General features: G+C 59.5%; 14 protein-coding genes. 13 read left to right on the forward strand and 1 reads right to left on the reverse strand.

All coding sequences use genetic code 11. From position 1 onward, the window contains the following. The first annotated feature begins 124 nt into the window (after window positions 1-124). The 4 genes from QP828_RS06555 to QP828_RS06570 all read left to right on the forward strand — a co-directional run bounded on the left by QP828_RS06555 (window position 125) and on the right by QP828_RS06570 (window position 5,971). Window positions 125-1,471: a gluconate:H+ symporter gene (locus QP828_RS06555; RefSeq protein WP_274734406.1), complete on the forward strand. Its 1,347-nt coding sequence runs from the start codon at window positions 125-127 to the stop codon at window positions 1,469-1,471. A gap of 75 nt (window positions 1,472-1,546) precedes the next feature. Next, window positions 1,547-2,422, forward strand: a complete 876-nt coding sequence (locus QP828_RS06560) for a D-hexose-6-phosphate mutarotase (protein ID WP_274734404.1) — start codon at window positions 1,547-1,549, stop codon at window positions 2,420-2,422. Window positions 2,423-2,576: 154 nt separating this feature from the next. Then, entirely contained in the window at window positions 2,577-4,655 is a 2,079-nt protein-coding gene (gene uvrB, locus QP828_RS06565) for an excinuclease ABC subunit UvrB (RefSeq protein ID WP_284891366.1), read from the forward strand. 311 nt (window positions 4,656-4,966) lie between these two features. Continuing rightward, complete coding sequence (locus QP828_RS06570) at window positions 4,967-5,971, forward strand: TerC/Alx family metal homeostasis membrane protein (protein ID WP_274734401.1); 1,005 nt, start codon at window positions 4,967-4,969, stop codon at window positions 5,969-5,971. Between the two features lie 10 nt (window positions 5,972-5,981). Here QP828_RS06570 and QP828_RS06575 read toward each other — a convergent pair whose 3' ends face one another. Next, window positions 5,982-7,004 carry a bile acid:sodium symporter family protein gene (locus tag QP828_RS06575; RefSeq protein WP_274734400.1) on the reverse strand — a complete coding sequence of 341 codons (1,023 nt, stop codon included), beginning with the start codon at window positions 7,002-7,004 and terminating at the stop codon, window positions 5,982-5,984. 72 nt (window positions 7,005-7,076) lie between these two features. Between QP828_RS06575 and uvrA the strand changes: the two genes are divergently transcribed. The 9 genes from uvrA (at window position 7,077) to secG (ending at window position 18,641) form a co-directional block, all read left to right on the forward strand. Then, the gene (gene uvrA, locus QP828_RS06580; protein WP_274734399.1) at window positions 7,077-9,920 is read left to right on the forward strand and encodes an excinuclease ABC subunit UvrA; all 2,844 of its coding nucleotides are present in this window, start codon (window positions 7,077-7,079) and stop codon (window positions 9,918-9,920) included. Between the two features lie 6 nt (window positions 9,921-9,926). Then, window positions 9,927-11,924: an excinuclease ABC subunit UvrC gene (uvrC, locus tag QP828_RS06585; RefSeq protein ID WP_274734398.1), complete on the forward strand. Its 1,998-nt coding sequence runs from the start codon at window positions 9,927-9,929 to the stop codon at window positions 11,922-11,924. 29 nt (window positions 11,925-11,953) lie between these two features. Continuing rightward, window positions 11,954-12,901, forward strand: a complete 948-nt coding sequence (rapZ, locus tag QP828_RS06590) for an RNase adapter RapZ (RefSeq protein ID WP_274734397.1) — start codon at window positions 11,954-11,956, stop codon at window positions 12,899-12,901. Next, on the forward strand, window positions 12,901-13,857 hold the full coding sequence (locus tag QP828_RS06595) for a gluconeogenesis factor YvcK family protein (protein ID WP_274734396.1): 957 nt from the start codon (window positions 12,901-12,903) through the stop codon (window positions 13,855-13,857). The genes rapZ and QP828_RS06595 overlap by 1 nt, the downstream gene beginning before the upstream one ends. Before the next feature lie 84 nt (window positions 13,858-13,941). Beyond that, entirely contained in the window at window positions 13,942-14,928 is a 987-nt protein-coding gene (gene whiA, locus QP828_RS06600; protein ID WP_274734394.1) for a DNA-binding protein WhiA, read from the forward strand. A 245-nt stretch (window positions 14,929-15,173) separates the two neighbouring features. Beyond that, entirely contained in the window at window positions 15,174-16,181 is a 1,008-nt protein-coding gene (gene gap, locus QP828_RS06605) for a type I glyceraldehyde-3-phosphate dehydrogenase (RefSeq protein ID WP_026429334.1), read from the forward strand. A 75-nt stretch (window positions 16,182-16,256) separates the two neighbouring features. Further along, window positions 16,257-17,447 carry a phosphoglycerate kinase gene (locus tag QP828_RS06610; RefSeq protein ID WP_274734393.1) on the forward strand — a complete coding sequence of 397 codons (1,191 nt, stop codon included), beginning with the start codon at window positions 16,257-16,259 and terminating at the stop codon, window positions 17,445-17,447. After that, window positions 17,447-18,223 (forward strand): triose-phosphate isomerase, encoded by a 777-nt coding sequence (tpiA, locus tag QP828_RS06615; RefSeq protein ID WP_274734392.1) that lies wholly within the window; start codon window positions 17,447-17,449, stop codon window positions 18,221-18,223. Before QP828_RS06610 ends, tpiA begins: the two co-directional genes overlap by 1 nt. Before the next feature lie 172 nt (window positions 18,224-18,395). Beyond that, window positions 18,396-18,641: a preprotein translocase subunit SecG gene (gene secG, locus QP828_RS06620; RefSeq protein ID WP_026429337.1), complete on the forward strand. Its 246-nt coding sequence runs from the start codon at window positions 18,396-18,398 to the stop codon at window positions 18,639-18,641. Window positions 18,642-18,739 lie beyond the last annotated feature (98 nt).

Below are 18,739 nucleotides of genomic sequence, written 5' to 3' on the forward strand. Positions count from 1 at the left end.
CTCAGCGTAAGAGGGAGTACCATTTACAAATAGTGAAATGACCGTTTCGCTATATGGTACGTCTCGTCGCCACGAAGCAACGATGCGCGGCGATGGGGCCTAAAAATTGAGAGGTTAAAAAGCTATGCCAATTGTTTGGCTGCTCGTGGGCATTGCGTTGATGCTGGTGCTCAACATCGTTTTCAAGGTGAATTCGATGCTTGCACTCTTGCTCGCCGCCGTTGTGGTGGCACTGTGCAATGGCATGGGCCCGATGGAAACCCTCAAGACCGTCACCACCGGTTTTGGTTCTACGCTGGGTTCGCTCGCCATTATCGTTGTTTTCGGTGCAGTTATCGGCCGCCTCATGGTGGACTCCGGTGCGTCTCACGTGCTGGCATCGGGGCTCATCCGCCGCTTTGGACTGCGCTTCGTGCGTATCGCGGTCATCATTATCGGTCTTATTTTCGGCCTGGCGATGTTCTACGAAGTCGCCTTCTTGATGATCGCTCCGCTCGTTATTTCCATTGCTCAAGAAGCGAAGGTTCCGTGGCTGCGCCTGGCTATTCCCGCCGTATGCGCCACCACGGTTGCTCACTCTATCTTCCCGCCGCAGCCCGGCCCGGTGGCGCTCATTGATCAGTACCACGCGGACGCCGGCATGGTTTACCTCCTCGGTATTCCCATGGCAATCCTCTGGGTGATCGTGGGCGGCGTGCTGCTTCCCAAGGTGCTCGGCAACCTCGAACGCCCGGTGCCGAAGTTCATGTCCGGCGATGCGGATGATAAGGAAGCCGCGGTCAATCCGCCGTCCTTCTTCGTTTCCCTCATCGTGCCGCTCAGCCCGGCCATCATCATGATCTCCGTGACCATCGCCAATATTTGGGTGGATAAAGAATCCCTGCTGGGCCAGTGGCTCAACTTCTTTGGTTCCTCCCCGGTTGCCATGTCCGTGGCGCTGGTGCTCGCCATGTTGCTCTTCGGTATTCAGCGTGGGCACAAGGGCGAATGGGTTATGGACAAGTTCAATAAGGCCGTGTCGATTATCGCCGGCGTTGTCATGATTATCGGTGCCGGTGGCGCCTTCAAACAGGTTGTTATTGACTCCGGCATCGGCGATTACATCGGTGGGTTCATGAGCGCGGGCGCGGTATCGCCGTACATCATGGCTTGGTTCATTACGGTTCTTATCCGTCTGGCCACCGGCCAGGGCGTGGTGTCCGCCATGACCGCCGCGTCCATTATCGGTGCGGCTGTTATCGACCCGGCCACCGGCGTCATGCAGGCGGGCGTGGATCCCACGCTGCTCGTACTCGCCACCGCCGCGGGCTCCAACTTCATGACCCACATTAATGACGCCTCCTTCTGGCTCTTCAAGGAATACTTCGACCTGTCCATCAAGGACACTCTGAAGACATGGGGCGGCCTGCTCGCCTCCGGTTCGCTGGTTTCGCTGGCGTACGTAATGTGCCTCTCGCCGTTCTTCGGCTAGAGCATGAGTAGGCGGGTGCGGGCGGCCGGTATGGTCGCCCGCATCGCACAATTACAAGAAAATCAAGGAGTACACATGACGCAGAGCATTCCCTTTGCCGAGCAAGCTATCGCCGGCGTCAGCCTCGTCACCCGTGGGGACCTGAGCGCGCTGGAGATTAACACGGATACCGTATCCGGTACCGTTTTCCCCTACGGCGCCCACGTTGCTTCCTGGAAACCGGCTGGCTTCGAGGACGTCCTCTACATGAGCGAGCTATCCGGCCTCACGCAGGGCACTCCTATCCGGGGCGGTATCCCGGTGGTAGCCCCGTGGTTCGGGCCTTCGGATAACGGCCTGCACGGCTGGGCTCGTATCCAGGACTGGACCCTCGAATCCGTGCGCGGCGATGCCACCGCGGTGGAGGCGAACTTCACCCTCGCGGGCAGTGCCCTGGGCGGTGAGCTGGCTGATTCTCTTCAGCTCAGCTACACCGTGCACCTGGGCAGTGATTTTTGGGTGCGGCTGAGCGCCACCAATACCGGCACCGAAACGATCACCCCGGAGCTGGCCCTCCACGCCTACTGGGCGGTGGATGCGCAGGCCCTTCGTATTGAAGGCATCGAGGAGGGCGGTATTGATCGCCTTGCCGATAACGCGCAGCTCCCGGCCGGCCCCTTTGAGGAACTCGCAGGCCAGACCGTTGATCGTTTCTACCCCTTCGCGGGCGATATCGTGCTCGTGGACGCGGGCGGACACCGCAAGATCACCCTGCGCTCGGAAGAATCCGATAAATCGGTGGTGTGGAACCCGGGTACGAAGGGCTCGGCCGCGAATGCGGATATGCCCGATGATGCCTGGAAGCATTTTGTGTGCGTGGAAGCAACTCGAGTGCGCGAAGGCGCCCCGCAGCTTGCCCCGGGGGAGAGCGCCACGCTCACCCTGCACGCCACCGTGGAGCACCTCGGCTAGTGTGTAGCTCAACGCCGGTTCTCGCCACGCTCAATACGTGGGATAACGACGGCGCCCAGCGGCCGGACAGCAACTCGACCATAACCTCGGGTACCTGTCCGGCCGCTGGCGTATTTCGTACCGCGAGCCGGGCGAGGCTAGTAAGCTCGCCACTATGGCTCTTGATTCTGAGATTGTGCGCAGCGATAAGCCTTTCGAGGTTATTTCCGAGTACCGCCCTTCGGGAGATCAGCCCGCCGCGATTGCCGAACTCACCCGCCGTATTAACGACGGTGAAAAAGACGGGGTGCTGCTGGGAGCCACCGGCACCGGAAAATCGGCCACCACCGCCTGGCTCATTGAACAGGTACAGCGCCCCACGCTTATTATGGAGCCGAATAAAACCTTGGCCGCGCAAATGGCAGCGGAATTCCGTGAGCTTATGCCGAATAACGCGGTGGAATACTTCGTCTCCTATTACGATTACTACCAGCCGGAAGCTTACGTTCCTCAAACCGATACCTTTATCGAAAAAGATTCTTCCATTAACGATGAGGTAGAGCGCCTGCGCCACTCAGCCACCAATTCACTCCTCACCCGGCGGGATACCGTGGTAGTGGCCTCCGTTTCCTGTATTTACGGCCTGGGTACCCCGCAGGAATATGTTGATCGTATGGTGCAACTCCACGTGGGTCAGCACCTGGATCGCGACGAGCTGCTGCGCACCTTCGTCTCCATGCAATACACCCGCAACGATATTGCCTTTACGCGCGGCACTTTCCGGGTGCGGGGCGATACCGTGGAAATCATCCCGGTGTATGAAGAATTGGCTATCCGCATTGAATTCTTCGGTGATGAGATTGACGGGATCTCGCTGCTCCACCCGCTCACCGGGAATGTTATTCAACGCACTGATACCGCGCATGTGTTCCCGGCCTCCCATTACGTGGCCGGGCCCGAGCGGATGGAACGCGCTATCCGTTCCATTGAGGAAGAACTAGCCGAACGCCTCGAATACTTGCGTGCGCATAACAAGCTCCTTGAGGCGCAGCGCCTGGAAATGCGCACCAGTTATGACATTGAGATGATGCGCAATATTGGAACAACCTCCGGTATTGAGAACTATTCGCGGCATATTGACGGGCGCGGGCCGGGTACCGCCCCCAATACGCTCCTCGATTACTTCCCCGATGATTTCCTCCTTATCCTTGATGAATCCCATGTGACGGTGCCCCAAATTGGGGCCATGTACGAGGGAGATATGTCGCGTAAACGCACCCTCGTGGAGTACGGCTTCCGACTGCCTTCCGCCATGGATAACCGCCCTCTCAAATGGGAGGAATTCCTTGATCGCATCGGCCAGACCGTGTACCTATCCGCGACACCTGGCAAATATGAACTTGAGCAAGCGGACGGCGTCGTCGAACAAATTATTCGACCCACCGGTTTGGTGGATCCGCTTATTAAAGTCAAGCCCACCGAAGGTCAGATCGATGACCTCCTCGAGGAAGTGCGGGTGCGGGCCGAACGTGATGAGCGAGTGCTCGTCACTACTCTCACGAAGAAAATGGCTGAGGATCTCACCGCGTACCTGGCGGATCGCGGGGTGCGGGTGGAGTATCTGCATTCGGATGTGGATACCCTGCGCCGCGTGGAGCTGCTGCGGGAATTGCGCCTCGGCAAATTCGATGTGCTCGTGGGTATTAACCTGCTGCGTGAGGGACTGGATCTTCCCGAAGTTTCCCTCGTGGCCATCCTCGATGCTGATAAGCAGGGCTTTTTGCGTTCGACCACCTCACTTATCCAGACCATCGGGCGCGCGGCCCGTAACGTCTCCGGGGAAGTGCATATGTACGGAGATAGCATTACCCCCAATATGCAGCAGGCTATTGATGAAACGAATCGGCGCCGGGAGAAGCAGCTTGCCTACAACCGCGAGCACGGGATCGATCCGCAACCGCTGCGCAAACGGATTGCGGACGTGACCGATATGCTCGCCCGGGAAGATGTGGATACCGAGCAGCTGCTCGCCGGCGGGTATCGCCAAGAGCCCGCGCATGCCCAGGCGCGGGCCTCGGAAGCGGAAATTGCCCGCGCGCAGGGCGGGAAAGAGCTGCGTGAGCTCATCACCGAGCTCACCGCGCAGATGCACGCGGCCGCAGAACAGCTCCAATTTGAGCTCGCGGCGCGTTACCGCGATGAAATCAAAGACCTAAAAAGCGAGTTGTGGCATTCCCAGCAGGCACAAAAGTAAAATGCCCGCGCGGGAAACGCGCCTGAGCCCCCGCACTAGCACCCGCAGGCGCCTCCGCTCGGCACGCGAGCCGCGCATGAAATGCGGCTCGGCGGTGCTTTCCATCGTGTAAAGTGTGCACTCGTGGAGGGGAGTATTCCCGTCAACCACCGATTCGTCAACACGAGACCCACCCGGGTCGTCCGGATCGGAGACCTGCCGCAGCTAGGCGCGTGGCGGGTGGGAAGAGACCTCCGGTCATTCCATCCGGAGGGTATTGCATGCTTTCATATGCCACGGGTTTGCTCCCGCTTACGAGCACACCCGAGCAGATGTCGGTCCATATGGCCGAGTGGATTCTGCTATTCGTCGTTGTTATCGGTATTTTTGCCTTTGATCTGCTATCCCACGTGCGTAAACCGCATGAACCCAGCATGAAAGAATCGGCAGGTTTCCTGCTCTTCTACATTTTCCTGGCCGTTTGCCTGGGCGGATACCTGTGGTGGCGCCACGGGGATACCTTCGGATTGCAATTCTTCAGCGTCTGGGGCGTGGAATATTCGCTCTCCGTCGATAATATCTTCGTCTTCATCATTATTATGGGTTCCTTCGCGGTGCCCCGTGCCCTCCAGCAGAAAGTGCTGTTCTGGGGCATTGTTATCGCGCTGTGCCTGCGTTTCCTCTTTATTCTGCTGGGTAAAGTCATTGTGGAATCCCTGGCCTGGTCCTTCTTCCTCTTCGGTGCATTCCTGCTGTGGACCGCGTTCTCCCAGGTCAAAGAAGGCCTCTCGAATAGCGAGCCGACGGGCGAGGAAGCCGATAATTTCTTCGTGCGCCTGGCGCGCCGTACCCTCCCGGTGGCCGAGGATTACCACGGCGATCACTACATCGTGAAGCGCGAGGGCAAACGCTATATCACCCCGCTGCTGCTATGCATTATTGCCATCGGCGGGATTGATCTTATGTTCGCCCTGGATTCCATCCCGGCTTCCTTCGGTTTCACCACCGAGCCCTTCATTATTTTCGCGGCTAATGCCTTCGCCCTCATGGGCCTGCGGCAGATGTTCTTCCTGGTGGATGGGCTGCTGGAGCGCCTCGTGTACCTGCACTTCGGCCTGGCAGCTATCCTCGCCTTCATCGGTTTCAAACTCATTTTCGAGGCGCTGCACCATTACGATATCGCCGCAGGCTTCTTCGAGTTCACGCCGCTGAGCTCACTGCTCGTTATCGTTGTCATTATCGTGGTGACGGTGGTGGCGTCCCTGCTCCGCTCGCGGTCCCTTGCGCGTAAAGAGAAGAACGACGACGACGGCGCAACTGGCAACAGCGCCCGCTAAGCACAACGCGCTAATCTGCGAGGCGCCGCGCCAGGCGGCGCGCCAGAATCGCGCACACAAAAATTTGTAACTGGTGGAAAATAACCACCGGGACGGACAACGGGGCAACCGTGGCCGGGGAAAACAGTGCCTTGGCCATCGGGAGCCCCGTTGCCAATGATTTCTTCGAACCGCACATGAGCACCACGATGCGGTCTTCCACACTCATCCGCGCCAAGCCTCCTAGCCACCAGGTCACGCATAGCATTGCTGCCAGGAGCACACAGCACAGGGCAAGGAGGCCGAGGATCGTCCAGAGCGTGACCCCGACCCAGGCGCCTTCCGCGGTGGCATTGAGCACGGAGGAGAGCACGATGAGGATAATGGAGCTGTTATCCACGGTACGCACCAGGCGCGGGTGAGCGCGGAACCACGTGCCGACCCAGGGCTGGAGGCACTGCCCAATAATAAAGGGGAGGAGCAGCTTGAGGAGCACCGAATTAATGGATCCGGCCGAAGCTCCCTCCACGTGCAGGAAAAGTAGGACGAGCAGCGGGGTGAGGAAAATTCCCGCGATATTGGAGACCGTAGCGGAGGTGACGGCAGCGGCAACATTTCCGCGGGCGATGGAGACCATCGTTACCGAGGACTGGATAGTGGAGGGGAGCAAAGCCAGGTAGAGGAAACCGAGGGCAAAAGCTGGCCCTAAGATCGGCGCAACCAGGTGGCCCAGGGCGAAACCGAGGAGCGGAAAAATCAGGTAGGTGCACAGGAACACCAGGCCCTGCAGTTTAATATTGCGCAGCCCGGCCAGTACATCCCGGGTACGCAGCCGCATCCCGTAGACCAGGAATACGCAGGCAACCGCGAGGTCCGAGACGGTTCCCAGATGCGCCCGCAGGGTACTGGGTGCCGGGATCAGCAGCCCGGCGATCATCGCCAGGATAATTCCGGCTACCAGGGGATCGGGCCGGTAGCGGAGGAGACGGGCGCCCCGGTGGATTCCCTTATGCTCTCGGTCATTCCCGCGATTGTGTGCTCGGTTAGTTGCCATGGGAACCAGCCTAGCGTGAACATTGCACCATCCGGTTATCGAACCTGTGTTCAACCGTGTAAGCTTGGCCGGGTGAGTGATGTTATCCATGTTCAGGGCGCACGGGAAAATAACCTCCGTAATATCACGGTGGATATTCCCCGCGATCAACTCGTTGTGTTTACCGGGCTCTCGGGCTCGGGTAAATCCTCCCTGGCTTTTGACACCATTTTTGCCGAGGGGCAACGCCGCTACGTGGAGTCGTTGAGCTCCTATGCCCGTATGTTCCTCGGTCAGATGGATAAACCGGATGTGGATCTTATTGAGGGCCTTTCCCCGGCGGTCTCCATCGATCAGAAATCCACCAACCGTAATCCGCGCTCCACGGTGGGCACGGTCACGGAAGTTTATGATTATCTACGTTTGCTCTACGCGCGCGCCGGGGTGCAGTACTGCCCGGAATGCGGGGCGAAAATCACCGCTCAAAGCGCCCAGCAAATCGTGGATACGCTTCTCACCTACCCGGAAGGCACCCGTTTCCAGATTCTCGCCCCGGTCGTGCGTGACCGCAAGGGCGAATACGCGGATGTTTTCACCGATCTCGCCCAGGCTGGCTACACCCGCGCTCGGGTGGATAGTGAAGATATCCGCTTGGATAACCCGCCCAGCCTCGATAAGAAGCTGCGCCACAATATCGACGTCGTCGTTGATCGCCTCGTGGTGCGCGAAGGTATCAGCAGCCGTCTCACCGATTCGGTGGAGCAGGCACTCGGGCTTTCTTCCGGGCTCATGGTGGTGGAATTCGTGGACGCGGCCGCAGGTGACGAACGCACGCGGCGTTTTTCCGAGCACCGCTCCTGCCCGAACGGGCACGCCCTCGCCCTGGAAGAAATCGAACCGCGCACCTTTTCCTTTAACGCTCCCTACGGGGCCTGCCCGGCTTGCGACGGGCTGGGATCCACCCTCGAAGTGGATCCGGATCTCGTGGTGCCACATCCGGAAAAAACCCTGCGCGAAGGCGCGATTGCTCCGTGGACCGGCCACCAGGATTTCTTCACTCGCCAGATGGAAGCCCTGGGGGAAGAACTCGGTTTCGATGTGGATACTCCCTGGCAGGATCTGCCCAAGAAGGCGCGCAAGGCCCTGCTGGAAGGGAATAATTACAAGGTCACCGTCAAGTACCGCAACCGCTGGGGGCGGGAAAAAACCTATGCCACCGGATTCGAGGGAGTCCTCGGCTACGTGAAACGTAAGCACGGGGAAACTGAATCCAGCTGGTCGAAGGAACGCTACGAAGGCTATATGCGGGAGATTGCCTGCTCGGCCTGCCACGGCGCGCGTCTCAAACCGGATGTGCTGGCCGTACGTATCGGAAACCTCAATATTTTCGAGCTGTGTTCCCTGGCCATCGATGATGCCAAAGCTTTTCTTGACTCGGTGGAACTCGATGCCCGCCAGGCCCAGATCGCCGCGCAGGTATTACGTGAAATCCAGGCGCGGATGGGTTTCCTCGTGGATGTGGGGCTGTCGTATCTCACCCTCGCGCGCGGAGCCTCCACACTTTCGGGTGGCGAAGCCCAGCGGATTCGCCTGGCCACCCAGATTGGTTCCGGGCTCGTGGGTGTGCTCTATGTTCTAGACGAACCCTCCATCGGCCTGCACCAGCGCGATAATGAAAAACTCATCGGCACTCTTGTCAAACTCCGCGATCTGGGGAATACCCTTATCGTCGTCGAACACGATGAAGAAACAATCCGCACCGCCGATTACGTTATCGATATCGGCCCGGGTGCCGGAGAATTTGGTGGGCACGTTGTCTACGCCGGGGATGTTGCGGGTCTCAGCGCATGCGAAGAATCCGTGACCGGTGCTTACCTTTCCGGAAAACGCAGTATTACGACGCCGCAGCAGCGCCGCCCCGTTGATCCGGAGCGGAAAATCACGGTGCGGGGCGCACGGGAAAATAACCTTAAAAACGTGGAGGTATCCTTCCCTCTTTCCACCTTTATCGCGGTAACCGGGGTTTCCGGTTCCGGGAAATCTACCCTCGTCAATCAGATTCTGTACCGCTCCTTGGCCAATCAGCTTAACGGTGCCCATACCGTGCCCGGGCGACACCGCGACGTCACCGGGGCCGCGGACCTGGATAAGGTTGTGCACGTGGATCAGTCGCCGATTGGGCGCACCCCGCGCTCGAATCCGGCCACCTACACCGGGGTATGGGATAAAGTGCGCCAGCTCTTCGCCCAAACCCAGGAGGCGAAGGTGCGCGGTTACGGGCCGGGCCGCTTCTCCTTTAACGTTAAAGGCGGGCGCTGCGAAGCTTGCAAGGGCGATGGCACCGTGAAAATTGAGATGAACTTCCTTCCCGACGTGTATGTTCCCTGCGAGGTCTGCCACGGTACCCGGTACAACCGGGAAACCCTGGAAGTGAAGTACCGCGGGAAGAATGTTTCCGAAGTTCTTAATATGACCATTCACGAAGCTGCGGAATTCTTTGATCCCATCACGAATATCACCCGCTATCTCACCACGTTGGAACGGGTGGGTCTCGGCTACGTACGTTTGGGGCAATCGGCTACCACGCTCTCCGGCGGGGAAGCGCAGCGCGTGAAACTCGCTTCGGAACTGCACCGGCGCTCCAGCGGCCGCACGGTTTATATCCTGGATGAGCCCACCACGGGCCTGCATTTTGAGGATATTCGCAAGCTTCTGTTGGTACTGCAATCTCTCGTGGATAAAGGCAATACCGTTATTGTTATCGAACACAATCTCGATGTCATTAAATGTGCGGATTGGGTTATTGACATGGGCCCGGAAGGTGGCGCCGGCGGGGGCACCGTCGTCGCCACCGGAACTCCGGAACAGATCGCCGCGGTGCAAGAATCCTATACCGGGCAGTTCCTCCGTCCGCTCCTGGAGGAGAAGTGGAGGTGACGAGCCGTGGCTGATCCGCGCAGCTATCGCCCGGCGCCGTCGTCTATCCCTACGGACCCGGGTGTCTACCGCTTTGTGGACGAGGAAGGGCGCATCCTGTACGTTGGGAAAGCGAAGAATCTGCGCAACCGACTCCAGAACTATTTTCAGCCGCCCGAACGCCTCATCCCGCGTATTCGCACCATGGTGCATACCGCTACCAATGTGGTGTGGGTGGTGGTGGGGAGCGAGATTGAGGCCCTCACCCTGGAATATTCCTGGATTAAGGAATTTGAACCGCCCTTCAATGTTATGTTTCGGGACAATAAGTCCTATCCCTACCTGGCGGTATCGCTGGGGGAGGAGTTTCCGCGGGCCTATATCACCCGGGAAAAACACCGCAAAGGCACCGTGTACTTCGGGCCGTATACGAAGGTGTGGGCGATCCGAAAAGTGCTCGATGCTCTGCTGCCCGTTTTTACCATGCGTTCGTGTTCCGATGCGGAATTCCGGCGGGGGCAGCGCACCGGCAAACCGTGTTTCAATACTCATATCGGGCTGTGTAACGGTGCCTGTGCCGGGCTGGTGAGTGCCGCGGAGAATCGCGCCGTCGCTGAAGAATTCGTAAAATTCATGGAATCAGATGGCAGTGATTTTATTCGTGCCCGCACCGCGGACATGAAAAAAGCGGCAGCGGTCGAAGATTTTGAACGTGCCGCGAAACTACGCGATGAAATCACGGCGATGACCACCGCCACCGAGCGTAATGTTGTGGTGTTCGATTCAAATCTTAACGCCGATATTATCGGCTTAGAATCCGATGAAATTGATGCTTCGGTCCAGATTTTTTATGTGCGGGGCGGAAGAATCCGCGGGCAGCGCGGCTGGGTAACGGAAACAGAAGGCACCGAACCAGCCGATATTATCAACGCCCTGCTCCTCCATATATACGGAAATCCCGAATACGACGCTTACCGTGGGGTAGGTACCCAGGGGGATCGCACCGTGCGGGCCGGAACCTCCGTGGATGATCGTGACCACGTGCCACCCGGGGCCATCCCGGGGGAGATCTGGGTACCGGTTTTCCCTTCGGATCGCGCGGGGCTGGAGCGCTGGCTTGCCGAACGCCGCGGCGGTCCGGTCCACCTCAAGCGCCCCCAGCGCGGGCCGAAAGCCCAGCTGGCGGATACCGTACACGCGAATGCGAAACAGGCTTTTGACCGCAATAAGCTGGCGCGCGCCGCCGATATTACGGTGCGTTCCCAAGCCCTGGAAGAGCTGCGCATCGGGCTGGATTTAGACCGCGCTCCGCTGCGCATCGAAGGCTACGATATTTCCCATACCCAGGGCCACCAGCAGGTCGGATCCATGGTGGTATTCGAGGACGGCCTCAAGAAAACCTCTGATTACCGGCATTTCATCGTGCGCGGGCCGGAGGGGCAGGGTGCTCGGGATGATACCGCCGCGATGGATGAAGTGTTGCGCCGGAGGCTGCGCCGTTTGAACGACGCCGCAGCGCACGCCGCCGATGCCGGGGGAGTGGAAGATGAGGGCGCCGCGCATACCGCCACCGCTGCCCCGCCCCGTTTTGCCTACCGCCCCGACCTCCTCGTGGTGGACGGCGGGCTTCCCCAGGTCAACGCCGCCCAGCGGGTGGTCGATGAGCTGGGTGCCGATGTGCGGGTGGTGGGCCTGGCAAAACGTCTGGAAGAAGTGTGGATCCCGGGCGAAGAATTCCCGGTTATCTTCCCGCGCACCTCACCGGCGTTGCGCCTCCTCCAGCAATTGCGCGATGAATCGCATCGCTTCGCCATTACTTTCCACCGCAAGAAACGGGGTCAGGCGATGACTCGCTCCGCGCTTGACGCCATTCCGGGGCTGGGGCCGGCTAAGCAAAAGAAACTACTGAGTGCTCTCGGCTCGGTTAAACGGATCCGGGAGGCTAGCCTCGATGAACTCACGGAAGTTGCGGGCATTGGCCCGGTGCTCGCCGCGGCGATTAAAAAAGCCCTCGGGGAGGAGTAGCTCGCGGGTCTTTGTGGCATGATGGAGATATGAGTGACACCCGCGACATTAACGATACGTCCCGTATCCCCGCCGTTGTTCCGGCAGCCGATTGTACAGCTGAGCTGGCACCGGCCGACGTTCCGGAAATCATTATTGTCACGGGAATGTCCGGGGCGGGCAGATCCCGCGCGGCTGCCACCCTGGAAGATCTGGGTTGGTACGTGGTGGATAATCTCCCGCCGCGCATGCTCAGCGCCTTGGCGGGGCTGCTCTCCGGTAATGGAAAAGTGACCCGCATGGCCGCGGTGGTGGACGTGCGCTCCCGGGAATTCTTCGCTGAGCTCCTGGAAGTTCTTGCGGATCTCACCGCGAGCGGTATTAACTATCGCATTATTTTCCTCGATGCCGATGATGCTTCCCTGGTGCGCCGCTATGAAAGCGTGCGCCGGCCCCACCCGCTCCAGGGCCACGGTCGGCTTTTCGACGGCATCACCGCGGAACGCAAACTCCTGGCGGCTCTGCGCAATCGTGCTGATTCCGTTATCGATACTTCGCGGCTGTCCGTGCACGATCTTTCCCGTAAAATTCGCCACCTCGTGGGGGAAACCTCCGGAACAGAAGCGACCCGGGTAACGGTCATGTCCTTCGGTTTCAAATACGGCCTGCCCCTGGATGCTGATAATGTGGCCGATGTGCGCTTCCTGCCCAATCCCTACTGGATTACCGAGCTGCGCCACCTGAGCGGCCACGATGAGCCCGTGGCCCATTTCGTACTGGAGCAGGAGGGTGCCGAGGCTTTCGTGCGGGAATACTCTCACCTCATCCACACCATCCTGGCCGGCTACGCCCGCGAACTCAAACCTTTCACCACGATCGCGATTGGCTGCACCGGTGGAAAACACCGGTCGGTGGCTATCGCGGAAGCGGTATCCGAGGCGCTACGCGCCGCCGGGCACTCGGTACGCACAATTCACCGTGATTTGGGGCGTGAATAATGGGCGGGCGCGGTAGTCGCGGCCCGCGAGTCGTCGCCCTCGGGGGCGGCCACGGCCTATACGCTTCGCTTTCGGCCCTGCGGCTCATCACCCAAAATATCACCGCCGTGGTTACTGTTGCGGACGACGGCGGCTCCTCGGGGCGCTTGCGTAATGAATTCAACGTGATTCCACCCGGAGATTTGCGCATGGCCCTTTCCGCGCTGTGTGACGACGGCGAATGGGGCCAGACCTGGCGCGACGTTCTCCAATACCGATTCTCTTCCGAAGGTCCCCTCAACGGGCACGCCATGGGTAATCTCCTCATTGTTTCCATGTGGGAGCAATTGGGGAGCACAGTTTCCGGTCTTGACTGGGTGGGGCAGCTGCTGCGCATTGACGGCCGCGTGCTGCCCATGTCTCCTATTCCCCTGGAGATTGAGGCACGGGTCATCGACGAGGAAGACGGCCCCCAGCTCTACCGCGGGCAGGTGGCGGTGGCAACGGCTCGCGGAAAAGTGGAACACGTCAGCCTTATTCCAGAGAATCCTCCCGCCCAACCCGAAGCGGTTGCCGCTATTGACGAGGCCGATTGGATCGTTTTTGGACCGGGATCCTGGTACACCTCTGTTATTCCCCACCTCATGGTTCCGGATTTACACGCGGCCCTCGTGCGTTCCCCGGCCCGCCGGGTTCTTGCCCTCAATCTTCGTAATGAGCGTGAAACATGGGGGATGAGCGCCGCGGACCATATTCGTTCTTTCGCTCGCCATGCCCCGGATCTGCGTATTGACGTGGTGGTGGCCGATCCGCGCAGCGTGGATGATATCGGTGAAGTCGCAGCGGAAGCCGAAGGTATCGGGGCCACGCTCATGCTGCGACAGGTTAGAATGGGCGATAATCGCGCACGTCACGATGCGCTACGTTTGGCCGCTGCCTATCGGGATGCCTTCGAAGGCGTCATAGGAGATTCCTAAACCGGGAACTCCCGCGCACGGAAGAATCCACAACCGGGATATTCCCTGCTGAGTAGCGGTCCCACCATAGAAGGAAGGGGAGTCGTGTCCGCGTTAACCCGTACGGTGAAAGATGAACTAGCCACCGTTACGCCGGCTTCGCTTTCCGCCGCCCTGGCTGAACTCACCGCGATGTTCCGGTACGGCGGGGGATTGGCCGTGCGTTCGCGTACCCTGGAACTGGTGGCCGAGGTGGGCCACCGGCCGACCGCGCAACGCCTGTGGGAGTTGGTGCGCCAGCTTTTCTCCGTGGAGCCGGAACTTCTTTCGGTTTCCTCGCAGATGCGCCAGGGGCAACGTTTCCTGGTGCGCTCTTCAGAGAACACCGAACGCATTGCGGTGAAACTCGGCCTCCTGGACGCACACGGGCGGCCGGTACGAGGGCTACCTCCCGCGGTGGTCGGTGGCTCAAAAGCCGATGCGGGAGCGGCCTGGCGCGGAGCTTTCCTCGCGCGCGGCACCCTCATGGAACCCGGGCGCAATGCTTCCCTTGAGATTATTTGCCCGCGCTTGGAGGCTGCCTATGCCCTGGGAGGGCTGGCCCGACGCCTCGATATTCCCTACCGGGTGCGCGAATCACGCGGAGCCCACCGTATCGACATCCGCGGGGGAGAAGCTATCTCCGATATGCTCACCCGGATGGGTGCCAATGATGCTGTGCTGCGCTGGGAAGAGCTACGCGTGGAACGGGAAGTACACGGCACGGTTAACCGGCTTGCTAATTTCGACGACGCAAATATGCGCCGCAGTGCCGATGCCGCTGTCATCGCGGTGATCCGGGTCAAGCGCGCTTTTGAAATTCTCGGCACGGATGTACCCGAGAATTTGCGGGCGGCCGGTGAAGCCCGCATCGCTCACCCGGAAGATTCCCTCAACTTGCTCGGGGAGCAGCTCACGCCGCGCGCCACCAAGGATGCCGTGGCCGGGCGGCTGCGTCGCTTGAATTCTATGGCGGATAAGCGGGCCAAGGAACTGGGCATTCCTGACACTATGGCCGCGGTGCGGGCGGCGGGGCACGGGGCAATGTCCTAACGCGCGGTAGCGCGTTCGCCGTCGTCGAAAAAAATAACAATCAAAAATGGGACTAAGGGCGTGTTATGCCGCTGTCGAGTTTCGCTCTGTGCCAAAGTTCGCAAGCTCCTTCCCACTGGCATTAGCCCCAGCCGAACGTGACCGGTAGAATAGTCAGTGGTTCCGAGAGAAGTTCTCGGACGGACTTCTCAAAGACAAGAAGTCGAGTTGGAAACGCGCTAGCTGGCGCGTGAGGAGGATAAAGAGTGACTGTACGCGTTGCTATTAACGGCTTCGGCCGTATTGGTCGTGCCGCTGTCCGCGCAGCCCTCGCCGAGGGTGCGGATTTCGAGATCGTCGCGGTCAATGACCTGACCGATATCAAGACTCTCGCCCACCTGCTGAAGTATGACACCGCCGGCGGCCGCCTCCCCGTGGAGATTGAAGCAACCGAAGATGGATTCGTGCTCGACGGCAAGAAGATCAAGGTTCTTGCTGAAAAGGATCCGGCCAACCTCCCGTGGAAGGAACTCGAGGTTGACATCGTTCTCGAGTGCACCGGCCGCTTCCGCACCGGTGAAGCTTGCCAGGCTCATATCGAAGCCGGCGCCAAGAAGGTTCTTATTTCCGCCCCGGCGAAGGGTGAAGATGCCACCTTCGTTATCGGCGTGAACTCCGATCAGTACGATCCGGCCAAGCACAATATTATTTCCAACGCTTCCTGCACCACGAACTGCCTCGCCCCGGTGGCGAAGGTTCTCGTGGACAAGTTCGGCGTCAAGAAGGGTCTGATGACCACGATCCACGCTTACACCGCGGATCAGAACCTGCAGGACGGCCCGCACAAGGATCTGCGTCGCGCCCGCGCGGCCGCGCAGAACATGGTCCCCACCACCACCGGTGCGGCCAAGGCCGTTGCCCTGGTTCTTCCCGAACTCAAGGGCAAGCTTGATGGTTACGCCGTGCGCGTCCCCACCATCACCGGCTCCCTGACGGACCTCACCTTCGAAGCTGAGAAGTCCGATGTCACCGTGGAAGAAATCAACGCCGCGATGAAGGAAGCCTCGGAAGGCGCCCTCAAGGGCACCCTCGCTTACACCGAGGATCCCATCGTCTCCTCGGACATCATCGGTGATCATCACCAGTCCATCTTCGATGCCGGCCTCACCAAGGTGATGGACGGCCAGGTCAAGATCGGCGCTTGGTATGACAACGAATACGGCTACGCTGCTTCCCTCGTGAAGCTTGCCAACCTCGTTGCGAGCAAGCTCTAAAGATCAAGCGATGAGCTGATGTGAAGCCCGTGCGTGCGCTAGCGCGCACGGGCTTCCCTACGCGAAAGGAAAAATATGAGGACTATTGAATCGCTCGGTGACCTCACCGGCAAGAAGGTTTTTGTTCGTTCCGATTTCAACGTTCCGCTGGACGGGGATCGCATTACCGATGACGGCCGTATCCGCGCCGCGCTGCCCACCATCAAGCGGCTTCTCGACGCCAAGGCGAAGGTTATCGTTTCCGCGCATCTGGGCCGCCCGAAGGGTGAGCCGAAACCGGAATTCTCCCTGGCTCCGGTAGCCAAGCGCCTCGGCGAACTCCTCGGCCGTGAGGTTCCCCTTGCGGAAGATACCGTAGGTCCGGATGCCAAGGCCAAGATTGACGCGCTGAATGACGGCGACATCGTGCTGCTTCAGAACGTGCGCTATGACAAGCGCGAAGACTCCAAGGTCGATGCTGACCGCGAAGCTCTCGCGAAGGAATACGCCGCGCTGGCAGATGTCTTCGTTTCCGATGGTTTCGGTGTTGTCCACCGCAAGCAGGCCTCGGTTTACGATATTGCGAAGCTGCTGCCTTCGGCTGCCGGTGAACTCGTTGCCAAGGAAATTAATTCGCTGTCCAAGGCCACCGCGGATCCGGAACGTCCCTACACCGTGGTGCTCGGCGGCTCCAAGGTTTCCGATAAGATCGGCGTGATTGAGAACCTCCTGGATAAGGCTGATGTTCTCCTCATCGGTGGCGGTATGGCCTTCACCTTCCTGCGCGCCAAGGGCTATGAGATCGGCTCCTCGCTGTGCGAAGATGACCAGATCGATAAGGCTCGCGAATACCTCGAAACCGCGTCCAATAAGGGTGTGGAGCTGCTCCTGCCGGTTGACGTTGTCGTCGCTGATAAGTTTGATAAGGACGCGGAATCCGAAATCGTTTCCGCTTCCGATATGCCCGCCAACGGCATGGGCCTGGACATCGGGCCGGAAACCGTATCCGAATACGCTGAGAAGATCGCCTCTTCGAAGACTATCGTCTGGAACGGCCCCATGGGCGTCTTCGAGTTCCCGGCCTTCGCTGAGGGCACGAAGGGCGTAGCCCAGGCCATGCAGGATGCTGAAGGCTTCACCATTGTTGGTGGCGGTGACTCCGCGGCTGCCGTGCGCATCCTCGGTTTCGACGAAGAGAAGTTCAACCATATTTCCACCGGCGGTGGCGCTTCCCTCGAATTCCTCGAGGGTAAGACCCTGCCCGGTATCGCTGTTCTGGAGGATTAATGGCACGCACCCCCCTGATGGCGGGTAACTGGAAGATGAATATGGATCATCTCGAGGCTACCCACCTTGTGCAAAAAGTCGCGTGGACCCTGGATGATGCAGGTTTCACCTACGGTGATGTAGATGTGGCGGTTTTTGCCCCCTACACCGATCTGCGGTCCATCCAGACCCTGTGCGAATCAGATGAGTTGCACATCGCCTACGGTGCCCAGGACGTCTCCGTGCATGACGAAGGCGCCTACACCGGTGAAATCTCCACCTCGATGCTCTCCAAGCTCGGGTGCAGCTACGTCATCGTGGGCCATTCGGAGCGGCGCGCTTACCATGGCGAAAGCAATGAACTCATCGGCAAGAAGGCACACAAGGTTCTGGGCGCTGGCATGACGCCTATCGTCTGCTGCGGTGAAGAACTCGAGGTGCGTAAGGAAGGCCGGCATGTCGAGTACGTCGTTTCCCAGATCGACGAACTCTTCGCCGATTTCCAGGCTGCCGATGTAGCCAAGCTTGTTATCGCCTATGAACCCATCTGGGCTATTGGCACCGGCGAAGTGGCCACCCCGGAAGACGCCCAGGAAGTCTGCGGCGCGATCCGGGCTCGCATCGAGGAAAACTTCGGTGCGGAAGCGGCTGCTGCGGTTCGCATCCAGTACGGCGGATCGGTCAAGGCTGCTAACGTCCAGGAGATCATGGCCCAGCCTGATGTTGACGGTGCCCTTGTGGGCGGCGCCAGTCTCAAGGCGGAGGAATTCGCGAAGATCGTGATGTTCCGCGGCTAAGAACGATAACGGCTAAGAGCGATCACCCAAGGAGTATCGCCCTGGCCCTCGCGTGCGGGGTGGGATTCTTCCCACCCCGCACGTTTTATTTCCCGCTGGCCGGCATCAGCAGGTACACTAACCAAGGACTCTATTACTCTCCGGGTGCACGAAGCATTCGAAAGGACTGGAAATGAAAGCTTTGCTCATTACCTGCGAAGTGCTTATGCTCATCACCAGCATCTTCCTCACGCTTTCCATCTTGCTGCATAAAGGCAAGGGTGGCGGAATCTCCGATATGTTCGGTGGTGGTATTTCCACGTCTATGCGTTCCTCCGGGGTAGCCGAACGTAACCTCAACCGCATCACCGTGGTGCTGGCCCTCATCTGGGGAATTTCTATTATCCTCATCGGCCTCATCGTCAAGGTGGGCGTCTAGAACTAGATAGTTAAGAAGCGGCGGGGCTGTATCAGAAGTTCCTGTGTGGGAGGGGAGCACCCCGGTTTTCCGGGTGTGCTCCCCTCCTTGTTCCCCAC

Source organism: Actinotignum sanguinis (assembly GCF_030230305.1).
Taxonomy (GTDB): Bacteria; Actinomycetota; Actinomycetes; order Actinomycetales; family Actinomycetaceae; genus Actinotignum; species Actinotignum sanguinis.